Source organism: Agrococcus sp. UYP33 (assembly GCF_054060915.1).
Genome location: NZ_JBSSDR010000001.1, coordinates 1,327,814 through 1,353,256 on the forward strand (window position 1 = coordinate 1,327,814; position 25,443 = coordinate 1,353,256).

28 protein-coding genes are annotated in these 25,443 nt (G+C 73.1%); 16 read left to right on the top strand and 12 right to left on the bottom strand.

All coding sequences use genetic code 11. The features are described 5' to 3' along the window. Window positions 1–49: 49 nt before the first annotated feature. The 4 genes from ACVWW9_RS06530 to ACVWW9_RS06545 all read left to right on the top strand — a co-directional run bounded on the left by ACVWW9_RS06530 (window position 50) and on the right by ACVWW9_RS06545 (window position 3,573). Window positions 50–598: an isochorismatase family protein gene (locus tag ACVWW9_RS06530; RefSeq protein ID WP_354256881.1), complete on the top strand. Its 549-nt coding sequence runs from the start codon at window positions 50–52 to the stop codon at window positions 596–598. A gap of 87 nt (window positions 599–685) precedes the next feature. Then, entirely contained in the window at window positions 686–1,657 is a 972-nt protein-coding gene (locus ACVWW9_RS06535; protein ID WP_456515411.1) for a zinc-binding dehydrogenase, read from the top strand. Window positions 1,658–1,793: 136 nt separating this feature from the next. Further along, window positions 1,794–1,949, top strand: a complete 156-nt coding sequence (locus tag ACVWW9_RS06540) for a hypothetical protein (RefSeq protein ID WP_456514864.1) — start codon at window positions 1,794–1,796, stop codon at window positions 1,947–1,949. A 94-nt stretch (window positions 1,950–2,043) separates the two neighbouring features. Beyond that, the gene (locus ACVWW9_RS06545; protein WP_354256876.1) at window positions 2,044–3,573 is read left to right on the top strand and encodes an SPFH domain-containing protein; all 1,530 of its coding nucleotides are present in this window, start codon (window positions 2,044–2,046) and stop codon (window positions 3,571–3,573) included. A gap of 76 nt (window positions 3,574–3,649) precedes the next feature. On the opposite strand, the gene ACVWW9_RS06550 is transcribed toward ACVWW9_RS06545, so the two are convergent. From ACVWW9_RS06550 to ACVWW9_RS06560, 3 genes are all read right to left on the bottom strand, one after another. After that, a complete protein-coding gene (locus tag ACVWW9_RS06550; protein WP_456514865.1) occupies window positions 3,650–4,309 on the bottom strand; it encodes an SRPBCC domain-containing protein in 660 nt (219 codons plus the stop codon). A gap of 1 nt (window position 4,310) precedes the next feature. Further along, entirely contained in the window at window positions 4,311–4,697 is a 387-nt protein-coding gene (locus ACVWW9_RS06555; RefSeq protein WP_456514866.1) for an ArsR/SmtB family transcription factor, read from the bottom strand. A gap of 67 nt (window positions 4,698–4,764) precedes the next feature. Beyond that, the gene (locus ACVWW9_RS06560; protein WP_456514867.1) at window positions 4,765–5,784 is read right to left on the bottom strand and encodes an Lrp/AsnC family transcriptional regulator; all 1,020 of its coding nucleotides are present in this window, start codon (window positions 5,782–5,784) and stop codon (window positions 4,765–4,767) included. A gap of 129 nt (window positions 5,785–5,913) precedes the next feature. Here ACVWW9_RS06560 and ACVWW9_RS06565 point away from each other — a divergent pair, with 129 nt between their 5' ends. The 11 genes from ACVWW9_RS06565 (at window position 5,914) to ACVWW9_RS06615 (ending at window position 16,009) form a co-directional block, all read left to right on the top strand. Next, on the top strand, window positions 5,914–7,476 hold the full coding sequence (locus tag ACVWW9_RS06565) for an AbgT family transporter (protein WP_456514868.1): 1,563 nt from the start codon (window positions 5,914–5,916) through the stop codon (window positions 7,474–7,476). A 46-nt stretch (window positions 7,477–7,522) separates the two neighbouring features. Then, on the top strand, window positions 7,523–8,746 hold the full coding sequence (locus ACVWW9_RS06570) for an amidohydrolase (RefSeq protein ID WP_456514869.1): 1,224 nt from the start codon (window positions 7,523–7,525) through the stop codon (window positions 8,744–8,746). 196 nt (window positions 8,747–8,942) lie between these two features. Continuing rightward, window positions 8,943–9,077 carry a hypothetical protein gene (locus tag ACVWW9_RS06575; RefSeq protein ID WP_354256859.1) on the top strand — a complete coding sequence of 45 codons (135 nt, stop codon included), beginning with the start codon at window positions 8,943–8,945 and terminating at the stop codon, window positions 9,075–9,077. A 2-nt stretch (window positions 9,078–9,079) separates the two neighbouring features. Then, window positions 9,080–9,730: an ArsR/SmtB family transcription factor gene (locus tag ACVWW9_RS06580; RefSeq protein ID WP_456514870.1), complete on the top strand. Its 651-nt coding sequence runs from the start codon at window positions 9,080–9,082 to the stop codon at window positions 9,728–9,730. 115 nt (window positions 9,731–9,845) lie between these two features. Beyond that, on the top strand, window positions 9,846–11,117 hold the full coding sequence (locus ACVWW9_RS06585; RefSeq protein WP_456514871.1) for an MFS transporter: 1,272 nt from the start codon (window positions 9,846–9,848) through the stop codon (window positions 11,115–11,117). A 40-nt stretch (window positions 11,118–11,157) separates the two neighbouring features. Next, window positions 11,158–11,736, top strand: a complete 579-nt coding sequence (locus tag ACVWW9_RS06590) for a hypothetical protein (protein ID WP_456514872.1) — start codon at window positions 11,158–11,160, stop codon at window positions 11,734–11,736. 94 nt (window positions 11,737–11,830) lie between these two features. Beyond that, complete coding sequence (locus ACVWW9_RS06595) at window positions 11,831–12,613, top strand: hypothetical protein (protein ID WP_456514873.1); 783 nt, start codon at window positions 11,831–11,833, stop codon at window positions 12,611–12,613. 45 nt (window positions 12,614–12,658) lie between these two features. After that, window positions 12,659–13,138, top strand: coding sequence for a glutathione peroxidase (locus ACVWW9_RS06600; RefSeq protein ID WP_354256847.1), 480 nt, complete (start codon window positions 12,659–12,661; stop codon window positions 13,136–13,138). Between the two features lie 64 nt (window positions 13,139–13,202). Beyond that, window positions 13,203–13,937, top strand: coding sequence for a hypothetical protein (locus ACVWW9_RS06605; RefSeq protein WP_456514874.1), 735 nt, complete (start codon window positions 13,203–13,205; stop codon window positions 13,935–13,937). Between the two features lie 45 nt (window positions 13,938–13,982). Beyond that, the gene (locus ACVWW9_RS06610; protein WP_456514875.1) at window positions 13,983–15,218 is read left to right on the top strand and encodes a low temperature requirement protein A; all 1,236 of its coding nucleotides are present in this window, start codon (window positions 13,983–13,985) and stop codon (window positions 15,216–15,218) included. Beyond that, entirely contained in the window at window positions 15,215–16,009 is a 795-nt protein-coding gene (locus ACVWW9_RS06615) for a sulfite exporter TauE/SafE family protein (protein ID WP_456514876.1), read from the top strand. Before ACVWW9_RS06610 ends, ACVWW9_RS06615 begins: the two co-directional genes overlap by 4 nt. A gap of 20 nt (window positions 16,010–16,029) precedes the next feature. Here the strand turns inward: ACVWW9_RS06615 and ACVWW9_RS06620 are convergent, their stop codons facing one another. The 8 genes from ACVWW9_RS06620 to ACVWW9_RS06655 all read right to left on the bottom strand — a co-directional run bounded on the left by ACVWW9_RS06620 (window position 16,030) and on the right by ACVWW9_RS06655 (window position 22,610). Then, window positions 16,030–16,506, bottom strand: coding sequence for a DUF427 domain-containing protein (locus ACVWW9_RS06620; protein ID WP_456514877.1), 477 nt, complete (start codon window positions 16,504–16,506; stop codon window positions 16,030–16,032). Window positions 16,507–16,593: 87 nt separating this feature from the next. Then, window positions 16,594–17,844 carry an MFS transporter gene (locus ACVWW9_RS06625; protein ID WP_456514878.1) on the bottom strand — a complete coding sequence of 417 codons (1,251 nt, stop codon included), beginning with the start codon at window positions 17,842–17,844 and terminating at the stop codon, window positions 16,594–16,596. An 11-nt stretch (window positions 17,845–17,855) separates the two neighbouring features. Then, on the bottom strand, window positions 17,856–18,275 hold the full coding sequence (locus ACVWW9_RS06630; RefSeq protein WP_123696912.1) for a MarR family winged helix-turn-helix transcriptional regulator: 420 nt from the start codon (window positions 18,273–18,275) through the stop codon (window positions 17,856–17,858). A gap of 95 nt (window positions 18,276–18,370) precedes the next feature. Beyond that, on the bottom strand, window positions 18,371–18,991 hold the full coding sequence (locus ACVWW9_RS06635; protein WP_456514879.1) for a hypothetical protein: 621 nt from the start codon (window positions 18,989–18,991) through the stop codon (window positions 18,371–18,373). 198 nt (window positions 18,992–19,189) lie between these two features. After that, on the bottom strand, window positions 19,190–20,308 hold the full coding sequence (locus tag ACVWW9_RS06640; RefSeq protein ID WP_456514880.1) for a phosphotransferase family protein: 1,119 nt from the start codon (window positions 20,306–20,308) through the stop codon (window positions 19,190–19,192). A gap of 51 nt (window positions 20,309–20,359) precedes the next feature. Further along, window positions 20,360–20,818, bottom strand: a complete 459-nt coding sequence (locus ACVWW9_RS06645; protein WP_456514881.1) for a MarR family winged helix-turn-helix transcriptional regulator — start codon at window positions 20,816–20,818, stop codon at window positions 20,360–20,362. After that, window positions 20,815–21,432, bottom strand: coding sequence for a CE1759 family FMN reductase (locus tag ACVWW9_RS06650; protein WP_456514882.1), 618 nt, complete (start codon window positions 21,430–21,432; stop codon window positions 20,815–20,817). Before ACVWW9_RS06650 ends, ACVWW9_RS06645 begins: the two co-directional genes overlap by 4 nt. Beyond that, window positions 21,429–22,610: an LLM class flavin-dependent oxidoreductase gene (locus tag ACVWW9_RS06655; protein ID WP_456515412.1), complete on the bottom strand. Its 1,182-nt coding sequence runs from the start codon at window positions 22,608–22,610 to the stop codon at window positions 21,429–21,431. The genes ACVWW9_RS06650 and ACVWW9_RS06655 overlap by 4 nt, the downstream gene beginning before the upstream one ends. A 181-nt stretch (window positions 22,611–22,791) precedes the next feature. On the opposite strand from ACVWW9_RS06655, the gene solA reads away from it, so the two are divergent. Then, window positions 22,792–24,054 (top strand): N-methyl-L-tryptophan oxidase, encoded by a 1,263-nt coding sequence (solA, locus tag ACVWW9_RS06660; protein WP_456514883.1) that lies wholly within the window; start codon window positions 22,792–22,794, stop codon window positions 24,052–24,054. Here solA and ACVWW9_RS06665 read toward each other — a convergent pair. Beyond that, window positions 24,051–25,379 (bottom strand): MFS transporter, encoded by a 1,329-nt coding sequence (locus ACVWW9_RS06665; RefSeq protein WP_456514884.1) that lies wholly within the window; start codon window positions 25,377–25,379, stop codon window positions 24,051–24,053. The two genes, solA and ACVWW9_RS06665, sit on opposite strands and share 4 nt — an antisense overlap. Window positions 25,380–25,443: the final 64 nt, after the last annotated feature.

The following is a 25,443-nucleotide window of genomic DNA, read 5'->3' on the forward strand; positions in this document are numbered from 1 at the left end:
GCCGGTTCGGGGCTGGGCGCCGCGGCCGACGAGCACGCAGACTGGGTCGGTGACCACCGCGCTCCTCGTCATCGACGTGCAGGACTCCTTCCGCGACCAGCCGTCGTGGGCCGACATCTCGAACCCCGGCATCGCCGCCGATGCCGCTCGCCTCGTCGAGCACGCGCGCGGTGCCGGCGACGCCGTGATCTGGGTGCTGCACGCCGAGCCAGGCTCGGGAGGCGCGTTCGACCCGACGAGCGGACTCGTGCGCCTGCAGGAGGGCCTCGAGCCGCTGCCCGACGAGCCGGTCGTCGTGAAGTCGAGCCACAACGCGTTCACGACCACCGATCTCGAGCGTCGGCTCGTGCAGGCGGGCGTCCGCAGGCTGCGGCTCGCGGGCATCCGCACCGAGCAGTGCGTCGAGACGACCGCGCGCGTCGGCAGCGACCTCGGCTACGACGTCGAGGTCGTGCTCGACGCCACCGCGACGCATCCGCTCGCCCTCCACGACGGCTCCGGCACGCTGCCCGCCGCCGACGTCATCGCGCGCACGGCGGCCGCGCTGTCGGGCCGGTTCGCCACGATCACCACGATCGAGGCGGTGCTCGCGAGCTGAGCGCGCCCTCGCCGCACCGCCGCCACCTGCCGCACAGGCCCGGCTCCTAGGGTTGGGCCACGAGGACGGGAGCGAGACGTGAAGGCGATGCAGCAGCAGGGGCCGGGCGCCCCGCTCGAGTGGACGGATGCGCCCGACCCGGTCGCGGGGCACGGCGAGGTGGTCGTCGAGGTCGTCGCGACGGCCGTCAACCGCGCCGACCTCATGCAGGCGGCCGGCCACTACCCGCCGCCGCTCGGGGAGTCGGACGTCATCGGGCTCGAGTGCTCGGGCACGATCGTCCACGTCGGCGACGGCGTCGAGGGCTGGGCGGTCGGCGACGAGGTGTGCGCGCTGCTCGCGGGCGGCGGGTACGCCGAGCGGGTCGCGGTGCCCGCCACCCAGCTGCTCCCGGTGCCGACCGGGGTCTCGCTCGAGGACGCGGCGGCGCTGCCCGAGGCCGTCTGCACGGTCTGGACCGCGATCCGGGATGCGCCCGCCCCCGCGCTCGACGGGCTCGCGCTCGTGCACGGCGGCAGCGGCGGCGTCGGCTCGATGGCGATCCAGGTGCTCACGGCGCGCGGCTACCGGGTCGCGACGACGGCGAGCGAGCGTCACCACGAGCTCGTCCACAGCCTGGGCGCGGAGATCGCGATCGACTACCGCTCGGAGGACTTCGAGGCGGTCGTCCATGCCGCCACCGACGGGCACGGCGCCGAGCTGATCCTCGACGTCGTGGGCGGCGAGTACCTCGCGCGCAACGTCGCGGCGCTCGCGCTCGACGGCACGCTCACCGTCATCGCCGCGCAGGGCGGCACGAAGGCGGAGATCGACCTGCGCGCCCTCATGCAGCGGCGCGTCACGCTGCGCGCCATGACGCTGCGGGCGCGGCCGCACAACGGGCGCGGCGGCAAGGCCGACGTCATCGACGAGGTGCGCCGCGAGCTGTGGCCGCTGCTCGCGGACGGCGAGATCGCCCCGGTCATCGGCGCGAAGCTGCGGCTGACGCACGCGAACGAGGCGCACGCCCTCATGGGCGGCGCCGAGGCGCCCGGCGGCAAGATCCTGCTCGTCCGCTGACCTTCGCAGGAGTGTCGGGTCGCTGCGCGAGTGCCCCGACACTCGCGCGCGAACCCGACGCCCGGCGGGCGCTCCCGTGTCAGTGGTCGGTGATCGGATGGTCTCGAACCGTTCGACGACGAGCATCGGAGCGATCATGGGACGTCAGCAGCGCGGCACGCGCCACGGAGACGACCGGACGACCTGGCAGGAGCGGCACACGCTGAGCCTCGAGCAGCAGGAGCGCGAGCGCCTCCTGCATCGGCACGCCGACCTCTTCACCGACGTCGCGTCCCGGACCTGGATCATCTGAGCGCACGCCGGCGGCGATTTGCTGAAGATTCGTGCAACTTGCCGCCTCGGCACCGTAGCCTGCGGGAGACACCCCCGCACCCCAGGAGGCGCTCGTGCCCGATCTGCTCAATCCGATCTTCATCCTCATCCTGCTCGCGGCCCTCGTGGCCGTCGTGCTCATCACCGGCGCCGTGCGCCGCTACCGCATCGCCGAGCCCGACGAGGCGATCATCGTCACGGGCCGCAAGGGCAAGACCACGGTCGACGCATCCGGCCACTCCTTCACCGACCTGTCGGGGCAGAAGGTCGTCACCGGCGGCGGCGTCTTCGTCATGCCGTTCGTGCAGAAGTCGTTCAAGCTGTCGCTGCGCTCGCGCCGCCTCCTCTTCAACACCACCGCGCAGACGAAGAACGGCATCACCATCCACGCCCAGGCGGTCGCGGTGATCAAGGTCGGCGGCACCGAGGAGATGATCCGCAACGCGGCGCAGCGCTTCCTCTCGCAGCAGGAGGAGATCGAGTCGTCGACGCAGGAGGTGCTCTCGGGCTCGCTCCGCGGCATCATCGGCCAGCTGACGGTGCTCGACATCATCCACGACCGCAAGGCGCTGGCGGATGCGGTGCTGCAGGCCGCCGAGGACGCCCTCACCAAGCAGGGCCTCGTCGTCGACACGCTCCAGATCCAGGAGATCAACGACAACCAGAACTACATCTCGAACCTCGGCGTGCCCGAGTCCGCCGCCGTGCAGCGCGCCGCCGCGATCGCCAACACCGAGGCGCAGAAGGCCGCCGAGCAGGCGTCGATCGAGGCGAAGAAGCAGATCCTCGAGGCGAACCGCGTGCTGCAGCTGCAGGAGGCCGCGGTGCGCGCCGAGACCGACAAGGCCGTCGCGCAGGCGGCCGCCGCGAAGCCCCTCGAGGACGCGGTGCAGCGCCAGGCGATCGTCGCGCAGGAGGAGATCACCGCGCAGCGGCAGGCCGAGCTGCGCGAGCAGCAGCTGAACGCCGACGTGCGCAAGGTCGCCGACGCCGAGTCGTACCGCATCCAGGTCACCGCCGAGGCGAACGCGAAGGCGCGGCAGGTCGAGGCGAACGCCGAGCGAGCGTCGCGCGAGGCGCGCGCCGAGGCGGCGAAGGCCGAGGGCGTCGCGGAGGCCGCGGTCACCGAGTCGCGAGGCAACGCGCAGCGCACGGCGCGCATCGCCGCCGCCGAGGCCGCGAAGGTCGAGGGCGAGGCCGAGGCGGTCGCGACCGCCGCGCGCGGTCGTGCGGAGGCCGAGGCGATCGGCGCCCGCGGCATCGCCGAGGGCGAGGCGATCGAGGCGCGCGCGAAGGCGCTCACCGAGAACGCGCAGGTCGTGCTCGCGCAGGAGCTGCTCAAGGTGATGCCCGCCGTGGCGGAAGCGTTCGGCAAGGCCTACGCCTCGAGCCAGATCACCGTCGTCTCGGCGGACGGCACCGGCAAGCTCACGAGCGACATGGTCGGCAACATGGCGACGATGACGCAGATGATGAAGGACGCGACGGGCATCGACCTGCAGGCGATCGTGAACGCGACCGCGCAGGGGAACGCCGCGGGCAGCGCGATGGCGAAGCAGGGCCAGGCCGGCCCGGTGCTCGTGGACGCGCCGGCGTCGGAGTAGCCAGCCTGCTGGTCGAGCCGCACGGCGGGTGAGCGCGCGGACCGGCTCGACCGGCAGGTGAGGGCGTGCGCGGAGCTCAGGCCGCCGGCGCGCCCGTGTAGAAGCCGTAGGTCGCGTCGGCCTGCCGGGCCGCCGCCTCCGCGTCGGCGCCGTCGGCGACCGACGCAGCAGCCCACCCATCGGCCGCGCCGCGGTAGAAGCTGCGGCCCTCGTCGGTGCCTGCCCACGCCTCGGCCTCGGCCGGCGAGAGCGACCCGTCCGTCGCCCCGAGGTGGAGCGCGAGCCCGAGGAGCCCGCCGTCCCAGCCGACGCCGGTCGCGCCCGGCCCGAACGTCTCCCACATCTCGCTCGGCACGTCCGCCGCGCGAGCGACGTGCTCGAGCTCGAACCGGGTGCTGTCGCCCTCGGCCGCGAGGCGCACGGTGAGCCAGGTGACGCCGCCGCCGAACTCCCAGGTCACGCGGTAGCGCGCAGCATCGCCGGCGGGCGGCTCGCACTCGAGCACCTCACCGCCGGCGTTGCCTTCGAGCTGGTAGCGGCCGCCGAGCTGCAGGTCGCCCGACACCGGCATGAACCAGCGGGCGATCCGCTCGGGATCGGTCACCGCATCCCAGACGTCGTCGATGGGGGAGCGGTAGGTCTGCGAGAGCGACTGCACGCGCGACTCGGCGCCGTCGATCTCATCGACGCGCACCTCGCGCGTCACGGCGCCCAGCTGGGCCAGCACATCGACCATGTCAGGTCTCCTTCGTGGGATGGGGATCGACGGGGCGGTCGCCGCCGTCGGGGTCATGCTCGAGCCGCCGCCGTCGCCGTCCGCGCGCGAGCTCGGTGTCGAGCGCGGCGAGCCTGGGCATCCAGAAGCGGTCGAACGCGGAGAGCCACTCGCTCGCCTCGCGCGGACCGCTCGCGTCGACGGCGTAGAGGCGGCGCTGCCCCTCGGGCCGCACGACCGCGAAGCCCCGCTCGCGCAGCACCCGCAGGTGCTGGCTCACCGCCGGCTGGCTGATGCCGAACTCGTCGCCGATCGTCGCGGCGATCGTACCGGCGCTCTGCTCGCCGTCGGCGAGCAGCTCGAGGATGCGTCGCCGCACCGGATCACCGAGGACATCGAGCGCGTGCACAGCACGATGCTTGCACAGCGCCTTATATACGTCAACACCGAAATATCGGGACAGCCGAGGCTCAGCCCTACGGGGCGTCGATCACCCAGGGCACCTGGCCGATGCGCCGCCGCTGGTCGTCGAAGAGGTGGCCGAGCCGCTTGTAGTAGTGCAGCAGCAGGCTGCGGTCGAGCACGCGCGCCGGCAGCCCGCGCGTGATCTGCGCCTCGATCTCGGCGGCCTGCTCGAGGCTCCGCAGCCACGCGATCACGTAGAGGTTGCTCGCGCCGCCCGCGAGCGCCGCGCACAGCCGGATCGTCGGCAGCTCGCCGATGCGCCGCGCCGCCTCGTCGAGCTGCCCGGCCGGCACGACCATCCACAGCGCGAGCGAGTGCGGCCAGTGGGGCTGGTCGAGCGTGACGTCGACGCGCTGCACGATGCGCCGGCTGTCGAGCAGCCGGTGGACGCTGCGCCGGGCGTGCGCCTCGCCGGTGCCGAGCGCCTCGGCGATCCGGGCCGTCGGTGCGCGCCCGTCGCGCTCCAGCTCCCCGAGCACCGCGCGGGTGGTGGGTGCGCCGAGCTGCCGCGCGACCGTCGCCGTCGGCCCGGCCGACGCCTCCCGCGACGTGCCGCCCAGCACGCCCGCGCGCCAGTGCGACCCCTCGCGGAAGACCCGCGTCATGATCGACGAGCGCACGTGCAGCACGTCGGCGTGCGAGCCGAGGTCGCGCTGCACGATGCGCCGCAGCTCGGTGAGGTCCTCGGCGAAGATGATGAGCCCGAGGTCGCGGTCGCCGGTCTGCGCCGAGACCGTGACGATGCGCGGATGCCGCACGAGCTCCGCGGCGACGTCGTCGGAGGTGCCTGGTCGGCACCGCACCTCCACGAGTCCCGCGACGAGCCCGGCGCCCATGCCCGGATACGTCGTGATCCACGCCGCACCCTCGGCGCTCAGCCGCTCCCAGCGGCGCCGCGCGGTCGGCGCGCTGACGCCGAGCGCGTGCGCGACCTGCGCCCACGGCGCGCGCGGATCGCGCTGCAGCGCCTCGATCAGGGCGAGGTCCGAATGCGACAGCACATCCTCGGGTTCGGCGGCGGCGAGGTCCATATCGAACATCCTGACGGCAATCCGGGGCGAGGAGCGCAGATGTCACATGCCTGCAACACCGGGATCGCATCCTGGTCCGCAACGTTCGCTCCGGCCGCAGAGCCCGAGCGCCTGCCGAGAGGGCTCACCATGACCACCACGAAGGACGACCGTCCCGAGACCGAGCGATCCGAGCTCGCCCTCGCCGACGCGCCCGGCGCCAGCGGCCGCGTGCTGCGGGGCATCGAGCGCGTCGGCAACAGGCTGCCGCACCCGTTCTACCTGTTCCTCATCCTCGCCGGCATCGTCGCGCTCGCCTCCGCGATCGCGTCAGGGCTCGGCGCGTCCACTCTCGACCCCGCGACCGGCGAGCGGCTGCCGGTGCAGAGCATCCTGTCGCCGGAGGGCCTCGTGTACGCGCTCACGAGCGCGATCGACAACTTCGTCGCCTTCCCGCCGTTCGGCCTCATCATCACGGTGATGCTCGGCATCGGCGTCGCCGAGCGCCTCGGCCTGCTGTCGTCGTTCATGCGCGGCGCGGTGCTCGCGGCCCCGAAGTCGCTCGTCACGATCGTCGTCGTGGTCGTGAGCCTCATGGGCAACCTCGCCTCCGACTCGGCGATGGTCATCATCCCGCCGCTCGCCGCGGCCGCGTTCCTCGCCGCAGGGCGCCATCCGCTCGCCGGCTTCATCACCTCGTACGCCGCGGTGGTCGCCGGCTTCAGCGCGAACTTCATCATCGCCGGCACCGACGTGCTGCTGAGCGGCATCACCACGTCCGCCGCGCAGATCGTCGACCCCGAGGCGCAGGTCACGCCGCTCGCCAACTGGTTCTTCATGTCGGCGTCGACCGTGATCCTCGCGATCGCCATCACGGTCACGTGCCAGCGCTTCCTCGAGCCGCGCCTCGGCGCCTGGCACGGCGAGGCCGAGGCCGCCGACACGAAGCCGCTCGAGCGCGCCGAGCGCCGCGGCCTCATCGCGGCCGGCATCGCGCTCGTCGTCTTCGCCGCGCTCGTCGCGACGGCCGCGCTGCTGCCGGGCTCGCCCCTGCAGGGCGAGGGCGGTCAGCTGCTGCGCTCGCCGTTCATGGACGGCCTGCCGATCTTCCTGCTGCTCATGTTCCTCACCGTCGGCATCACCTACGGCCTCGTCGCCGGCACGCTCACCCGCTGGGGGCAGGTGCCCGAGATGATGGTGGCCGCAGTCAAGGAGCTCGTGCCCTTCATCGTCGTCATCTTCACGGCGGCGCAGGCGATCGCCTGGTTCGGCTGGTCGAAGCTCGGCCTGCTCGTGGCCACGAGCGGAGCGGATGCGCTCGGCGCGGCCGGCCTGGACGGCGTCGGCGGCCTCATGCTCTTCAGCCTCTTCGTCATCCTCCCCGCCCTGCTGCTCGCGAGCGGCTCGGCCCTCTGGACGCTGCTCGCGCCGATCTTCGTGCCGATGTTCATGCTCAACGGCATCGACCCGGCCGCCGTGCAGACGGCCTTCCGCATCACCGACTCGGCGACGAACCCGCTCGTGCCGATGAACCCGATGCTGCCGGTCATCCTCGGCCTCATGCAGCGCTGGGCGCCGAAGGGCGGCATCGGCACGCTCTTCAGCCTCGTGCTGCCCTTCACGATCGTCATCCTCACCGTCTGGCTCCTGCAGTTCGCGCTGTGGGGCCTCGCCGGGCTGCCCTTCGGCCCCGGTCACGGCCTGACGCTGTGACCCGGTCCCACCCATCCACCGACGTCCTGCCCCAGGAAGGAACCCGATGACCACCATCGCCCCCGAGCTCGCCGCCCACCGCGAGGTCGACGTGCCCGCGCTGATCGAGGAGGCGCGCGGCGCGCTCGCCGCCCACCTGCCGACGCTCGTCGACGTCGCCGCCGACCTGCACGCCAACCCCGAGATCCGCTTCACCGAGGTGCACGCGGCAGCGCGCCTCACCGCGGAGCTCGAGACCGCCGGCTTCGCCGTGCAGCGCGGGTTCGCGGGCCTCGAGACGGCGTTCGTCGGCCGCTGGTCGACGGCGGATGCCGTCGACGGCACGACGGCCGTCGCCGTCTTCCTCGAGTACGACGCGCTCGAGGGCATCGGCCACGCGTGCGGCCACAACATCATCGCCGCGGCGGGGCTCGGCGCGGCGCTCGCGGTCAGGGACGCGCTCGCCGCGGACGGCGGGGCGCCCGCGCACCTCGTCGTGGTCGGCAGCCCCGGTGAGGAGGGCGCGGCGGGCAAGGTGCCGATGATCGAGCACGGCGTGCTCGACGGCATCGACCTGGCGATGATGATCCACCCGGCGGGGGAGGACGTCGCCGCATCGAGCTCGCTGTCGCGGGTCGCGCTCGACGTCGAGTTCACGGGCCGCGCGAGCCACGCCGCGGCGCACCCCGAGCGCGGCATCAACGCCCTCGACGCGGCGACGCTCGCGCTCACCGCGATCGGCCTGCTGCGCCAGCAGCTGCCCGACGACGCGCGCATCCACGCGATCGTGACGGACGGCGGCCAGGCGCCGAACATCATCCCCGAGCACACGGCGATCCGCGCGTTCGTGCGCGCGGAGGACCGCGACGCGCTGCTCGAGAGCATCGTGCCGCGCGTGCAGGCGTGCTTCCAGGGCGCGGCGATCGCGACCGGCTGCGAGGTGCTGATCGAGGAGCGGACGCCGCCGTACTACTCGCTGCGACCCAACCCCACGCTCGCCGGACTCGCAGAGCAGGCGCTCGTCGCGCTCGGCCGCACGCCCGCGGTCGCGCCGCAGATGGGCGGGTCGACCGACATGGGCAACGTGAGCCACGTCGTGCCCTCGATCCACCCGATGCTCACGCTCGTCCCCGACTGCTCGCCGCACACCCGCGAGTTCGCCGAGGCCGCGGGCGGGACGGCGGCGGCCCCGGTGATCGAGGACGGCGCGGCGCTGCTCGCGGCGACGGCGCTCGCCGCCTTCCGCGACCCCGCCGTGGTCGCCGAGGCGAAGGCGACGTTCGCCGCCTGACCCCGCGCGGATCCGCGTCGACGGATGGCCCGCTCCGGCCCGGAGCGGGCCATCGGGGTCTTCGCGGCGATCCAGCAGTGCATGCGACACGCCGAAGCAACCGATTCGAAAGAATCCTTGCGAAGCGAATGCTTCGAAGGTAGTGTTTCGGATATCGGCGGGGCACCTGCACCGCCGGACACCGAGGAGGCACACCATGGGACGCACGAGCCGCATCCCGCACCGCATCGCCAGCGAGGAGCGCAACCGCGCCCGCGTCGAGCGCGAGGAGCGTGCGCGCTACTACGACCGCGAGCGCGCGGAGCTGCGCATCCAGCGTGGTTTGATCTGAGCATGACCGAGGCGCGCGACCCGTCCGATCGGGCACCGCAGAGCGAGGCGGGCGATGAGGCCCCCGCGCTCCGGAGCAGCGATCCCGCGGTGCTGCGCGCGCTCGCCCACCCCCTGCGGGTCGAGATCCTCGCCGTCATCGACGAGCTCGAGGAGGCGACGGCGACGCAGATCGCGGAGCGCGTCGGCGAGAGCCCGTCGAACTGCTCCTTCCACCTGCGCACGCTCGAGAAGGCCGGCTTCATCGTGCGCGCCGAGGCCAAGGGCACGTCGAAGCCGTGGCGGTCGGCGCACCGGAGCCGCGACCTGCGCCCCGACCCCGACGACATCGACTCGGTGCGGTCGTCGAGCACGATCGGCGCGCTCTACGTGCAGCACGAGGCCGACCGGATGATCAAGTTCCTCACCGCGCACGGCAACGGCAAGCTGCCGGAGTGGGTGAACGGCGTCACCGTCAACATCTCGACCTTCTGGGCGACGCCCGACGAGCTCGCCGAGGTCGCGGAGGAGATCGCCCACCTCGTCGACCGCTTCCGCGGCCGCCACGACGACGCGTCGCTGCGCCCGGCCGGCAGCCACAAGTCGCACTTCTTCGCCACCCTGAACCCCGATCTCGACGCGCCGCTGACCGGCGCGGAGCCCGCCGCGGACTGACGCCCGTCCGCTCGTCGAGAAGGCCGTGAGCCCCGCCTCGACGCCCAGACCGCGCGCCCGCGGTCTCCATCCGCCGCGCCCGCGCGCCGCCTGCGCACCGTACGAGGGACCGCTCATGACCACCACCGCATCCACGGCGACCGCCGCCAAGCCCGCGTCGCCCCTGCGCCGCCCCGCCTACCGCCGCCTCATGGTCGGCTGGGTCGCCACCAACCTCGGCGACAGCGCGCTCTACCTCGTGCTCGCGATCTGGGTCCGGGAGCTCACCGGTTCCGACGCCGCGGGCGCGCTCGTCTTCCTCTTCATCGGCCTGCCCGCGCTGCTCGCGCCCTTCGCCGGCCAGCTCGCCGACCGCGTGCATCGCCGCCCGCTGCTCATCGGCACCAACCTCGGCACGGCGGCCGTCGTGCTCACGCTGCTGCTCGTGCAGGGGGCCGAGCACGTCTGGCTCATCTACGCCGCGACCTTCGGCTACGGCCTCGCCGCGTACCTCACCGCCGCGGCGCAGTCGGGCCTGCTGCGCGACCTGCTGCCGGACGAGGAGCTCGCCGGCGCGAACGGCATCTTCACGTCGATCGACAACGGCATGCGCATCATCAGCCCTGCGCTCGGCGCGGCCCTGTACGTCGCCGCCGGGCCGTGGGCGGTGATCGCGCTCGCCGCGGGCGGCTTCCTCACCATGGCGATCGTGCTCACGACCGTGCGCATCCAGGAGTCGCCGCCCGAGCCGCGCCTGGCCGGCGAGACGTACTGGCACGAGCTCTCGGCGGGCTTCCGCGCGCTGCTCGCCGACCCGCTGCTGCGGCTGCTCACCGTCGCCACCGCGATCGGCTTCGGCCTGACCGGGCTGCTCAACGCGACGATCTTCCCGCTCGTCGAGCACGGCCTGCAGGAGGGGCCCGCAGCGCTCGGGCCCGCGCAGGCGATCCAGGGCATCGGCGCCCTCGCGGGTGGCCTGTGCTCCGCCTGGATGCTGCGCCGGATCGGCGAGCGCCGCCTGGTCGCGTGGGGGCTCGCGCTCGTCGGGCTCGGCACGGTGGTCGCGTTCCTCGTCGCGCAGTGGCCGCTGCCGGAGGCGTGGATGCGCTGGGTGGGCGTCGGCGCGCTGCAGGCGCTCATCGGGTTCGGTGTCCCGTGGGTGATCGTCGGCGTCGTGACGCTGCGGATGCGGCTCACGGCGCCCCGGCTTCAGGGCCGCACCTCGGCGGCGCTCAACGTGTCGATCAACGTGCCGCAGATGCTCATGCTCGCGCTCGGCAGCGCGCTCCTCGGGGCGATCGACTACCGCTGGCTCATCGCGGCGACCGCGGTCGGCGTGCTCGGCGCGGCGCTCGCCGTCGCGCTCGGCCGCCGCCTCGACCACGCGGCCGTCGACCCGGACGCCTGAGCGGCTGCGCGAGCGCCGGCGGTCGTGCGATGCTCGCCGCATGGACGAGGACGGCGAGCGACGCCTGCGCCGCGCGCGCTGGCTGCTGATCCTCGCCGTCGTCATCATCGGGGGCTCCGTCGCGCTCGTGCTGCAGCAGGATCCGCCCGCGAGCGTCGGTGCGGGCGTCGCGGCGGCGGCGTGCGTGCTGCTGCTCTCCGGGATCACAGAGCCGTTCCTGATGATGCTCGCCGGGAACGGGCGCAACCCGTTCGTGCGCACCGGCCACGATCGGGACGCCCTCCTCACGCCGGTCGAACCCCGGACGGGACCCCCGCCGGAGCCCGGCATGTGGCGCACCGACGCGGTGTTCGGCGAGCTCGCGCGGCTGGCCGAGGCCGACGGCGGCGAGCTGCAGGTGCTCCGCACCCGCCGCCGCGTCAGGATCGCGCGCACCGATGCTCGCTCGCGCGACGCTCCCGCACCGGTGGCGTGCGACCTCGTCGTCATCGGCCACCAGCTGCTCGAGCATCGCGAGGTCGGCGACCCCGATGCCCTCCGTCGGAGCATGCACGCGCTCATCGATCGGTTGATCGCGACGACGAGCTGGCAGATCGGCGGGCAGCGCGTCGAGCGCTGACGTACCGCGCGGCGCTGCACGCCGCCGTCCATCGGAGGGATGATTGCGCGCTCCGGCGGCCCCGCCGGGCGCCGCCGCCTGCCAGGCTCCTGCCATGCGACGCATCCACTGGACCTGGCCGGCCGCCGCGCTGTGCCTCGTCGGTGCCGTGGTGACGGGCTGCATGCTGCTGCAGCCGCCGGCGCCCAGGGCGACGGTGACCGACGCATCCGGGCAAGAGGTCACGCTCTCGTGGGCCGACTTCCCCGGGGAGGCGTGGGTCGAGCCCGCCGAGGTGCTCGCGGCGCCGCGGGCGGAGGAGATCGAGTCGGTCGGCGACGCGCTCCTCACCGATCTGCAGCGCGTCGTCGACGAGCACGCGAGGGGCGGCTCCTGGGCGGAGGGCGCGGCGGGCGGCATGTTCGCGAACACCGGCAACGGCTACGGCGGCGAGACGCTGCACCACCTCTACAACTCGAGCGACCGGTCGACCGGGACGGTGCCCGACGACTGGCCGGCGCTGCGCACCGCGCTCGACGCGGAGCTCGCCGAGCACGGCTTCGACCCGGTCGTCTGGGACTTCGATCGCGCGCCGTACGCGCACCAGACGCAGGCCGAGCACGATGCCGAGGTCGTCGAGGTGCACGGGTCGCTCGACCCGGCGCAGATGTGGCAGTGGCTCGGCATGGCGTCGAACGGCAGCGCCTGGGTCTCGGTGATGCTCGTGGACCTCGATCGAGGGGTGGGTGCGCCGCCGGAGACGGACGCCGCCGTGCAGTCCCAGGTGTCGCTCATGGCGGGCGCGACCGTCATCCAGGCGGCGGACGAGCAGGCCTACCGGGACGGCACCGCGCCGTTCGCGGGGCTCGAGCGCCCTGAGCCCATGACCTCGGACTGACGCGCGGCTCGGCGCGCGCATAGCAAGACCCGGGAGGATGAGCGCATGACGACGCTCAGCGACTTCCAGGCAGAGGCACTCACCGGCGGCGAGGTCGACCTCGCCGACTACGAGGGCAAGGTCGTGCTCGTGGTGAACACGGCGAGCCAGTGCGGCCTCACGCCCCAGTTCGAGGGTCTCGAGCAGCTCTACCGCGACCTCGCGCCGGAGGGGCTCGTCGTGCTCGGCTTCCCCTCGGACAGCTTCAACCAGGAGCTCGACGAGGCTGAGGCGATCGCCGATGCGTGCGAGCGCAACTACGGCGTCAGCTTCCCGATGTTCGCGAAGGTCGCCGTCAACGGCAGCGACACCCACCCCGTCTTCCAGTGGCTCAAGGAGGAGAAGAAGGGGCTGCTCGGCGGCGCGATCAAGTGGAACTTCACGAAGTTCCTCATCGGCCGCGACGGCACGGTGCTCGAGCGCTTCGCGCCCACCACGACGCCGGAGCAGCTGCGCGGCGACGTCGAGCAGGCGCTCGCCGCCTGACCGCCGCGAGCGCGACACGATGACGCCCCTGGCACGCCGGGGGACGCGGTCCTAGCCTGACGCCATGACGCTGTCGGAACCGGGCGCCCTCGCGGGGTCCGGCCGGCCGCTCGGGGCGGCGCCGCTGCCGGTCCCGCGGCCGCCGCTACCGCGCGCCGCGGCGCACCGGGCCCGCCTCGCGGGCGGCGTCGGCGGCGGGCTCGCCTGGCTCGGGCTCGCCGTCGCGCAGGCATGCGCCGCACTGCTGCTGCTCGGGCTCGCGATCCCCGCGCTGCTGCTCGGCGCCGTCGCGTGGATGGAGGGTGCCCCGGAACCGGGCGCCGGCATCGCCCGCGCGGTGCTGCCCTGGCTCGGGACGCCGACCGCGATCGCACTCGCGATCGGCGTCCCGTCGGGCCTCGGCGTGGCGCTCCTCGGGCTGTGGCTCAGCGCGCGCATGCTGCGCCAGCCCGGCCTCGCGCATCCCGTCGGGGTCACGTGGGCTGCGTTCGGCATCGCCCTCGTGGCCGCGAGCTTCGTCGGCGGGCTCGGCTCCTCCGTCGGCGGCCCGTTCGTCGGCGGCGTCCCGGGCATCGGCCCCGGGGGGCTCGGCGGATCGTCGTCGGGCATCGACTCGGACGCGCTGGCCGAGTGGGCCGACGCCGACCGACTGCTGGCGATCGCCTGGCCGTTCGTCGCGATCGGCAGCCTCGCCTCGATCATCGTGCCGATCGTGCTGAGCGTCTTCACTTGGTGGTGGATGGCCCATGCCATGCGGCCGGTGGTGCAGCCGCCCGTCCAGTCGCCGACCGAGCCCTGACGCCCTCGGCGCGCGGCGCGCGTCCGCGACCGTAGGCTCAGCGCCATGAGCATGTCCCACCACGCCGGTTCGCGCGACAGCGGCGAGCCCGAGGTCGTCCCGGCCGCCGAGGCCGGTCGCTTCCGGCTCATGCGGATGCGTCCGCGCGATCCGGAGGAGCCCGGCAGGGCCGCGACGCCGCTCGAGCTCTTCTTCGACCTCGTGTTCGTCGTCGCGGTGAGCATCGCGGCCGTCAACCTGCACCACGCGCTGAGCGAGGGCCACATCGTGGAGGGGCTGCTCGTCTACGCCGTGATCTTCTTCGGCATCTGGTGGGCGTGGATGAACTTCACGTGGTTCGCGACCTCGTTCGGCACCGACGACTGGCTGTACCGGCTGCTCACGTTCGTGCAGATGGCCGGCGTGCTCGTGCTGGCCGCCGGCATCAAGCCGGCGTTCGAGGAGCGCGACTTCTCGCTGCTGATCTTCAGCTACGTCGTGATGCGGGTCGCGATGGTGGCCCAGTGGCTGCGCGCGTCGCGCGGCGCCGGCGACAGCCGCCGGGCGACCCAGCTGTACGCGATCGGCATCTCCACGCTGCAGGGGCTGTGGCTGCTGTCGCTGCTGCTGCCCGCGCCGGTGTCGTACGTCGCGATCGTCCTGCTCATGGTCGCCGAGCTCGCGGTGCCGCTCGTCGCCGAGCGGCAGGGCGAGACGCCCTGGCACCCGCACCACCTGACCGAGCGCTTCGGCCTCTTCACGCTCATCCTGCTCGGCGAGAGCCTGCTCGCCTCCGCCAACGCCGTCATCGTCGCGCTCGAGGAGGTCGACGAGCTGGGTCCGCTGCTCTGGATCGCGACGCTCGCGCTCGTGGTGACCTGCGCGCTCTGGTGGATCTACTTCTGGTCGCCCCACCACCGGCTCATCACCGACTACGCGAGCTCGCTGCGGCACGGCTACGCGCACTACTTCGTGTTCGCCGCGGCCGGCGCCCTCTCCGCCGGCATCGAGGTGGAGATCGACGTGCTCACCGAGACGTCGTCGCTCGACCCGCTCATCGCGTCCTTCACCGTCACCGTGCCGATCGCGGTGTTCGTCATGGGCATCTGGTGGATCGCGCTGCGGCACCAGCGCGACCGCCTCGTGAACACGGTCGTGCCGACCGCAGCGCTGCTCGTGCTGCTGGACCCGGTGCTGCCGTTCCCGGTCGCTGTGTCGGCGATCATCCTCACGATCGTCGTCGTCGTGCTCGTGCTGCGCGCGCCGGAGGAGGCCCACGAGCACGGCAGGATGGAGGGGTGACCGAGAGCGAAGAGACCGACCAGCGCCGCCCGATCCTCGCCCTCGTCGGCATCGGGCTGTTCGCCGGCTTCCTGTCGGGGATGTTCGGCATCGGCGGCGGGATCGTCATCGTGCCGCTCCTCGTGCTGCTCGCGCGCTTCGGCCGCCGCCGGGCGGCCGGCACGTCGCTCGCCGCGATCGTGCCGTCGGCGCTCGTGGGCGTCGGCAGCTACGCCGCCGCGGGGCACGTCGACTGGCTCGTCGCGCTCATCCTCGTCATCGGCTCGGTCATCGGCGCGCAGGTCGGCGCGCACCTGCTGCACAAGCTGCCCGTGCTCGCGATCCGCTGGGCGTTCATCGTGTTCCTCGCCGCCGTCGCGGTGAGCCTGTTCTTCGTGGTGCCCTCGCGCGAGGCCGAGACGGCGCTCGATCCGTGGTCGATCGCCGCGCTCGTCGTGCTCGGCTTCGTCACCGGTGTGCTCTCGGGCATCCTCGGCGTCGGCGGCGGCATCATCATCGTGCCGATGCTCATCCTGCTGTTCGGGCAGAGCGACCTGGTCGCGAAGGGCACGTCGCTCGCGATGATGATCCCGACCGCGATCTCGGGCACGATCGGCAACCTGCGCAAGCGCAACGTCGACCTGCTGTCAGCCCTCGTCGTCGGCCTGTCGGCGTGCGTGACGACCGCCGTCGGCGCGGCCGCCGCGATCGCGCTCGACCCGCGCACCGCGTCGATCCTCTTCGCCGTCTTCCTCGTCGTGCTCATCGTGCGGCTCGTGGTGGAGGCCGTGAAGATGGGCCACGAGGAGTGAGCGGGCGCTGACCGCCTCGGCTACCAGCCCCGCGTGCCCGGCGCGCCCTTGAAGGGTCCGGTCACGCGCGACGTGATCCAGCCGCCGTAGAAGCCGCCGGCCTGCGGCTCGACCGCCTCGCCGTCGACCTCGACGCGGTCCATGCGGCCCGGGTAGATCGCGATGTGGTCGGCGAGCGGCTCGAAGCCCGGCTGCGGGGTCGGGTACCACCACGCGGCAGCGGACTCGGCGCGATCGCCGCCGGCGACCGTGAGGTAGCTCGCGCGGCCCTTCCACTCGCAGACGCTCGCGCCCGGTGCGCTCTCGAGCGCGCCCTCGCGGAAGGCGGCGCGCGGCAGGTAGTAGGTGGGTGGATGGCTCGTCTCGAGCACGCGCAGCGACGCGCGCGTCTCGGCGATCACCTCGCCGCCGAGCACCACGCGCACGAGCTCGTCGCTCGGCTCGATGCGGGGCGGGCGCGGGTAGTCCCAGACGTTCTCGGTCGGTCGCGTGGTCATGCGCCCACGCTATGCATCGCGCCTATCAACCCCGCAGGAGCGGGCTGGCGACGATCGAGCGCCGCGCGTCGAGCCGCGTGCGACCGGTCACTTGACGACGTCGACCGACTCCGTCGCCGGCGGCAGCGTCAGCGTGCCGGTGCGGGTCATCCGGTCGCCGCGGCGCGCGCGGGCCCACCAGATCGCGCCGGCCGCGAAGGCGATGAGGCACGTCGCGGCGGCCACCAGGATGCCGGAGCGGGGGCCGAACAGATCGGCGACCCAGCCCACGATCGGGGCGCCGATCGGGGTGCCGCCCATGAAGACCGCGCCGTAGAGCGCCATGACGCGTCCGCGCACCTCCGGGGCGCTCGTGAGCTGCACCATCGAGTTGGCGTTCGTCATGAAGAGCTGCGCCGTGAAGCCCGCGACCGCGAGCGCGATGCCGAAGACCCAGATGCTCGGCGCGAGCGCGGCGAAGACGCACGCGAGCACGAACGAGCCGATGCCGCCGATGATGTACGTCCAGCGCGGCCGCTCGGAGCGCGCGGCGAGCAGGGCGCCCGTCACGGAGCCGATCGCCATCGCGCTCGAGAGGATGCCGAACGTGCTCGCGTCCGCGCGGTACTCGACGCTCGTCATCGTCGAGATGTAGATCGGGAAGTTGAGCCCGAACGTGCCGAGGATGAACGCCATCACGAAGACGATGAGCAGATCGCCGCGCTTCCGCACGTAGCGGAAGCCCTGCACGATGTCGCCGAAGCCCTTGGCGCCGCGCGGGCTCGGCTGCAGCTCGCTCGTGCGGATGCGCAGCAGGGCGACGATCATCGCGATGAACGTCACCGCGTTGATGAGGAAGACCGGGCCGGGCGCGACGAGTGCGATGAGCACGCCCGCGACGGCCGGGCCGATGAGGCGCGCGCCGTGGAACGAGGCGGAGTTGAGCGCGACCGCGTTCGCGATGTCGCCCTGCCCCACGAGCTCGGAGACGAACGCCTGGCGCGCCGGCATGTCGAAGGCCTGGACGATGCCGAACGCGAGCGCGAACAGCTGCACGTGCCACAGCTCGACGAGGCCGGTGGTCACGACCACGCCGAGGATGAGCGCGAGCACCCCCATCGCGGATTGCGTGACGAGCAGCACCTTCCGACGGTCGTACTTGTCGGCGATGAGCCCCGAGACGGGCACGAGCAGCAGCTGCGGGCCGAACTGCAGCGCCATGTTGATGCCGACGGCGGTCGCGTCGTTCTCGGTCAGGACGGTCAGCACCGTCCACGACAGCGCCGTCGACTGCATCCACGCGCCGACGTTCGAGATCAGCGCGCCGGTGAACCAGGTGCGGTAGTTGAAGAGCCGCAAGCTCCGGAACATCATTGCTCGGCCAGCCGCTCGATGATCGGCACGGCACGCTCGAGCGCGGCGCGGTCCTCGGCGCTCAGCTGCTCGATCGCGGAGGCGAGCGCGCGGTTGCGGCGCTCGCGGGTCTCGCCGATCATCTGCTCGCCCTTCGCGCTGATGCGGAAGATCACCATCCGGCCGTCGCTCGGGTGGTCGCTGCGCTCGACGTAGCCGAGCGACTCGAGGTGCTGCAGCGTCTTCACCATGCTCGGCGGCTTCACGCATTCGGCTGCGGCGATCCTCGCGAGCGTGGGCTCCTCGAGCGCCTGCATCGCGCCGAGCGCGGAGAGGTGGTGGAGCGAGAGGTTCTCGTCCGCCCGCTCGCGGCGCATGCGGCGCCCCATGCGCACGAGCGCGACGCGCAGGGAGTCGGCGAGGGCGATGGCAGGCATTTCATTAGTCTACCTCACGACCCTGCGAAGGTCACGGGTGCACACGACGAAGCGCCGCCCCCGAGGGAGCGGCGCTTCGCGGGTGGTGGTGCGGGTCAGTCGCCCAGCAGGCCGCCGAGCTCGACGCCGACCTCGCCGTCCTCGCCCTCGCCGACCACGACGACGCCCAGGTCGAGCGCGTCGGTGTCGTCGGAGGCGCCGGCCTCCGTGCCGACCTCGAGGCTCTCGTCCTCGGTCTGCGCCGAGGTGCCGGTGCTCGTGCTGACGCCATCCTCGGTCGCGCTCGCCTCGGCTTCCGTGCTGACGGCGACATCCTCGGTCGCGGCGCCCGCGCCGGTGGCGACGGCAGCGCCGTCCTCATCCGCGGCGACGCCTGCACCGGCGCCGACCGCGGCGTCCTCGGTCTCGATCGCGGTGCCCGTGGCGACGTCGATCGACTCCGACTCCTCGTCGGCCGAGACGTCGAGGCCCGTGCCGATCGCGTGGTCGTCGTCCTGCAGCATGACGATCGACTTGATGTCGAGTCCGTCCTCGCTCAGGCCGAGCCCGAGCTCGGCATCGCCGCTCGAGTCCTCCTCGGCGTAGCCGAGGCCGAGGCCCAGGTCGAGGCTCTCGTCGTCGTGGTCCGCGGCGTTCGCCGCGAAGCCACCGGTGACGGCGAGGCCGAGGCCCACGAATCCGGCGGTGGCGATCTTGAAGGTGGTGCGCTTCTGCATGGCTTCCCTTTCGGTTGGTGTCGCGACCCGGGGGCCGCGACAGCTTCAGCGTGTGCAGTGGTGCTTCGGGATCGCCGCGCCGGCTGGATTGGACGCACGGGCGGCCGGAGCCGGATCCTCCGCGGGAGCACTGGCGAGTCGACGGTTGCGGGGATGGCCGGTGTCCGGGCGTGTCGCGGCCGCCGGCCGGGTGCCGGCTCAGCGCGCCGCGCGAGCCGGTGCGATGCGCTGGGCGCGGTCGAGCAGCAGGCCGGCCGCCTCGGGGGAGCGGTCGGCGGCCCGGATGCCGTGGCCCACGAGGTGCAGCGCCGTGAGCGCCGCGGCGTGCGCGTCGCGCAGCCAGCGGTCGGCCGCCTCGTCGGCGATCGCCTGCAGCAGCGCGGCATCCGCGGCGCGCCCCGCGACCTCGTTCGTGACGGCGCTCGCGATGGCGTGCCCGATGAACGCGGCGGTGTCGTCCGCGGGGTCGCCGAGCCCGGCCGTGTCGACGTCGATGACGCTCGACACGCGTCCGCCGGTGAGGAAGAGCTGGCCGATGTGGAGGTCGCCGTGCACGACGCGCGCCTGGCCGACCCGGCGCAGGTGCGGCACGAGCGCGGGGAGCAGCGCTCTGGCGTCCGCGGCGCGCTCGGGCAGGTCGGCGGCGAGCCGGTCGAGGTGCCAGTCGATCCGCGACCCGGCGGAGGCGCGAGCGATGCGCCGCGTGCGCACGGAGAGCAGGTGCTCGCGCAGCTCGTCGACCGCGTCGAGCAGCTCGCGGGCGGGCATGCGGCTCGCGGCCACGGGTCCGGGTGTGCCCTCGGCGTCGCGCACGACGACGACGCCCGCCGGCGTCCAGTGCACGACCTCCGGCGCCGGGACTCCCGCTGCACGGCACGCGCGGTGGATCTCGGCGAGGTCCTCGGCCTCTCCCGGCCGGACGACCTTCACGAACAGGTGCACGCCGTGCTGCGTCAGCCGCACGACCGCCCTCCTGCCCGGTCGGTAGGCGAGCACGCGTGCCTCGATCGGGCCGCCGCTGCCCGCGGCGTTCGCGATGCGGCCGAGCCGCACCGGATCGAGCGCGGTGCGCAGCGCCGGCAGTCGGGGGTCGAGCGGATGCCGCCAGATGCGCGCGACCGCGACGCCCTCGCGCGAGCGGATGACGAAGCCGGTCTCGCGTGCGACGGGCTGGCGCGAGCTGTCGACGAACCAGTCGCCCGCGTGCTCGCCGGCGTCGATGGTGAACCGGGCGATGCTGCCCTCGCCGAAGGGCTCGACGGCGATCAGGCGACCGGCAGCGCCGATCGCCTTCTCCAGCAGTCGCTGCTCCAGCACCTCGTCATCGTCTCAGGAACCGCTGAAGGCTCGCCCAAGACGCGACGGAGGTCAGTCCTCGTGGTCGCGGGCGAGCAGGCGCGAGCGCAGCGGGCTGAAGACGCGGTCGAGCACCTCGACCGAGTCGGCGTCGAGGCAGCCGAGGAACAGCTCCTCGACGTGGCGGGCGTGCTGCGGACGCGCCTTGCGCAGCCGACGTCGACCGGCATCCGTCAGCACCGCGTCGGTGCCCCGGCGGTCGTCGATGCTCGGCTGGCGCACCACCAGCTCCTCGCGCTCGAGGGCGGCGATGCGGTACGTCAGCCGGCCGGGCGCGAACGCGATCGCTCGCGCGAGGTCGCCCATGCGCATCCGCCCGCCCTCGGCCTCCGACAGCACGAGCAGCACGTTGAAGTCGCCGAGGTCGATGCCGCTCGTCGCCTTCATGCGGCGCTCGAGCTCGTTCTCGAGCAGCCGCGAGCCCTCGAAGTACGCGCGCCAGGCGCGCGGAGCGACGCGGTCGCTCGTCACGCGTGCCCCAGCATCTGCTCGAACGACAGGAACGCCTCGCCCGACTCGTCGAACGGGTCGGCCTCGCGGCGCCGCGGCAGCGCCACCAGGAGGTCGGCGAGCTCCTTGCCCTCGCGCTCGATGCGCCGCTCGAGCCCGGAGTCGGTGCCCCAGTCCTCGCTCGCGGCGAAGACGCCCGTCGGCACGACCTGCGCCTTGAGGTACGAGAACATCGGGCGCATCGCCGTGTCCATGACCATCGAGTGCCGGGCGGAGCCGCCGGTCGCCCCGAGCGCGGTGGGGATCGAGGCGAGCTGGCCCTCCTCGATGACGTCGAAGAACGACTTGAAGAGCCCCGAGTACGACATGTTGAACGTCGGCGTGACGGCGATGATCGCCTCGGCGTCCACCACCTCGCGGATCGCCGCGGCGAGCGCCTCCGAGGGGTTGTGCGTGAGCATGTGCGACGCGATGTCCTGCGCGAGCGGCCGCAGCACGACGTCGACGGCTTCGGTGTGCTGGCCGTGGCCGGCGAGCGCGCGCAGGGTGGCGTCGCGCAGCCGGTCGGCCAGCAGCTTCGTGCTCGACGGCTCGCCGAGGCCCGCCGAGACGACCGCGATGCGGGGCGAGGTCACGCTGCCTCACCGCCCTGCCGGGCGATCGCCGCACCGGTGTCGAGGTCGGAGCGCTCGCCCTGCGCGCGCCAGGTGCTGCCCTGCTCGCCGAGCTGCGTGCCGGCCTCCTTCGCGGCGGCGACGCGCGCGGCGTGCGTGGGCGCATCCGGCACGCCCGCCTGGCGCACCGAGTCGAACTCGCGGCGCAGCACCGGCACGACCTCGGTGCCGAGCACCTCGATCTGCTCGAGCACCTCCTCGAGCGGCAGGCCCGCGTGGTCGACGAGGAACAGCTGGCGCTGGTAGTCGCCCACGTAGTCGCGGAACCTGAGGGTCTTCTCGATGACCTGCTCGGGGGTGCCGACGGTGAGCGGGGTCGCCTCGGTGAACTCCTCGAGCGACGGGCCGTGGCCGTAGACCGGGGCGACGTCGAAGAACGGGCGGAACCGCTCCTTCGCCTCGCGCTCGGTCGGCTTCATGAAGATCTGGCCGCCGAGACCGACGAACGCCTGCTCGGGCTCGCCGTGGCCGTAGTGCGCGAAGCGCGAGCGGTACAGGCGCACCATCCGCTCGGTGTGCTCCTTGTTCCAGAAGATGTTGTTGTGGAAGAAGCCGTCGCCGTAGTACGCGGCCTGCTCGGCGATCTGCGGCGAGCGGATGGAGCCGTGCCACACGAAGGGCGCGACGCCGTCGAGCGGCGCGGGGGTCGAGGTGTAGCCGGTGAGCGGCGTGCGGTGCTTGCCCGTCCAGTTCACGACCGGCTCGGTCCACAGCTTCCGGAGCAGGGCGTAGTGCTCGATCGCGAGCTCGATGCCGTCGCGGATGTCCTTGCCGAACCACGGGTAGACGGGGCCGGTGTTGCCGCGGCCGAGCGTGAGGTCGACGCGACCGTCGCTCAGGTGCTGCAGCATCGCGAAGTCCTCGGCGATCTTCACCGGGTCGTTCGTGGTGATGAGCGTCGTCGCGGTCGAGAGGATGAGCCGCTCGGTGCGCGCCGCGATGTGGCCGAGGATCGTCGTGGGCGAGGACGAGAAGAACGGCGGGTTGTGGTGCTCGCCGGCGGCGAAGACGTCGAGGCCGACCTCCTCGGCCTTCTCGGCCATGGCGATCCAGCCCTTGATGCGCTCGTGCTCGGTGGGCGTGCGGCCCGTCGTGGGGTCCTGGGTGAGGTCGCTCACCGAGAAGATGCCGAACTGCATGCTGCTCATGGCGTTTCCTTCCGTCGCTGGCAAGTATTTCAAAGTTGAACGACATCTGCAACCGCGGGTGCCGACACTGTATTCCCGGATCCTCAACCGGGTCAGTGGTCGGCGGACGCGACTGTTGCGCCGGGTGACCACTGGCCCGGTTGAGGATCGCGCGGCGTCGTAGATTCGAGGGATGAGCGATGCACGGGCGGATGCGGTGGAGCAGCAGGGCGAGCGGATCGCGGACGTCGTCGTGGTCGGGCTCGGCGCCGTGGGGTCGAGCGCCGCGTGGCGCTTGGCCGCGCGTGGCCTCGACGTGGTCGGCATCGATCAGCACGAGCCGGGCCACCCATGGGGCGGCTCGCACGGCCGGTCGCGGCTCTTCCGCGTCGCGTGCCTCGAGCACCCGGGACTCACGCCCATCGCGCGCCGCGCGCGCGAGCTCTGGCGCGAGCTCGAGGCGCACAGCGGTGAGGAGCTGCTCGTCGAGACCGGCGGCATCATGATCGGGCAGCCCGGCACGCGCATCATCGAGGGCACGCTCGCCGCCGCGCGCGAGCACGACCTGCCCGTCGAGCAGCTCGACGCCGCGGCGATCGCGGAGCGGCTGCCGGCGCTCGCGCGCCTCGACCCGGGCGACGTGGGCATCTGGGATCCGGAGGCGGGCGTGCTGCGGCCCGAGGCGGCGATCGTCGCGGCCGTCGACGCCGCGCGTGCCGCCGGCGCCAGCATCCGCACCGGCGAGCGGGTGCTCGGCATCGAGGTCGACGACGTCGGCGACATCGGGCACGCCGCCGTCACGGTGCGGCTCGAGCGCGGCGACGTGCGCGCCCGGCGCGTGGTGATCGCCGCGGGGCCGTGGCTCGCGCAGCTCACCGGACTGCCGGTGCGGCCGCACCGCGTCGTCATGAGCTGGTTCGGCGCGCGCGACGGGCGCGACGCGTCCATCGACCGCATACCGGTGTTCATCCGCAGCGTGCCCGGCACGGCGGAGTGGATCTGGGGCCACGGCGCCCTGCCCGGCGACCTCGCGAAGGTCGGCCCCGAGTTCGACGGCCCCTTCGACGAGGACGATCCCGACGCGATCGACCGCGAGGTCCACGCGGCCGACACCGCCCGCATCCGCGCGCTCGTCGATGCCGCGTTCCCCGACCTCGACCCGGAGCCGGCCGATCTCACGACCTGCATCATGGCCCACACGCCCGACGGCCAGTTCGTCGTCGGGCCGACGGATGCCTCGGGCCGCGTCATCGTCGCCGGCGGCTGCTCGGGGCACTCGTTCAAGCACGCGGCCGCGCTCGGCGAGCTCGCCGCGCAGCTCGCCGTCGACGAGCAGCCCTTCACCGACATCGGCTTCCTCGACCCCCGCCGCTTCGATCCGAGCGGAGCGGTCGGCGGTGCGAGGGCAGATGCCCCTCGCGCGACCGGTGGCTCCGTCGAGACGGGCTCGGCCTAGTCGCTGGAGCCCGGCCGCTCGGTCGGGACGGCCGTGCCCGTCGTCGGCGGCCGATCGGTCGCGGCCGGCGCCTCGGCGTCGGCCTCGCGCTGGGTGTCGGCGGGGTCGTGCTGCGCGCGGCTCAGCAGCACGAACGGCACGGCGATCGCCGAGATGGCACCGCTCAGCAGCAGCGAGAAGCCGTAGCCCCCGATGTCGGCGCTGCGCCCGAGCGCCGGCTGGAACGCCGTGCTGCCCGCCGACCCCAGCAGCGAGTCGAACGAGAGGACGGTCGCCCGCTGCTTCGAGGGGATGAGGTCGTTCAGGTAGGCGCGGTGCACCGGGTCGTCGATGGCCGACATGACGCCCCACAGGGCGACCAGACCGATGGCGATCCAGAAGTCCTGCACGAGGCCGAGCGCGACGAGCACGGCGACGCTCGTCACCGTCGCGAGCAGGATCGTCGAGGTGCGGTGGCGGAACAGCCGGCGCACGAGCGGCGCGATCGCCCCGCCCACCATCGAGGCGCCCGAGAGCAGGGCGGCGGCGAGGCCGGCGACCGTGTAGGCGTTCGGGTCGCCCCAGAGCTGCAGCAGGTGCGGCTGCAGGGCGTAGAAGACGTAGAAGCCGACGCCCGCCGTGAACGGGCTCGCGAGCAGCAGCCAGCGCACCGGCGCGTTGCCGAGCCCGTGCCGCCACGAGGCCCGCAGCACCGTGCGCGTCGCCCGGATCGGGCCCTCGCTGCGGTCGGGCTGGAAGCCGAGGTCGCGCATGAGCAGCCCGGCGACGACGATCATCGCCAGCAGCACGCCCGCTCGGATGAGGAACGGCACCCCGAGGTCGGTCACCTGCGCGATGAAGCCGCCGAGCACCGACCCTGACAGCATCGCCGCGCCGCTCACGATGAGCGAGCGGCCGAAGACGGTCTCGAGGCTGCCCTCGTAGCCGGCCGCCTGCAGGGCGTCGACGAGCCAGGCGTCGACGGCGCCGGTGAAGAAGGTGAAGCCGAGGCCGAGCAGCACCGAGACGAGCGCCCAGGCCCAGAACGGCGACTCCCACACCCAGAGCAGCCAGTAGAGCACCGTCGTGACCGCGAGCGTCAGCGTGCCGAGCAGGTACGACGCCCGCCGGCCGAGGGTGTCGGCGACCACACCGGTGGGGATCTCGAACAGCAGCACGCCCACCGTGTAGAACGCGTTGGCCGCGAACGCCTCGAGGTTCGTGAGCCCCGCATCGAGCAGGAAGAGGGTGTTGATGCCCCAGATGAACGATGCCGCGAGCGTGTTGCCGAGCGTGAGCACGTAGTAGGTGCCCTGGACGCGGCGCGGTGAGGGGAGAGCGGGCATCAGCGATCGCCAGGAGCGTCCATGGCGCCATCGTGGCACGTCGGTCGCCGGGCTTCGACCCCTC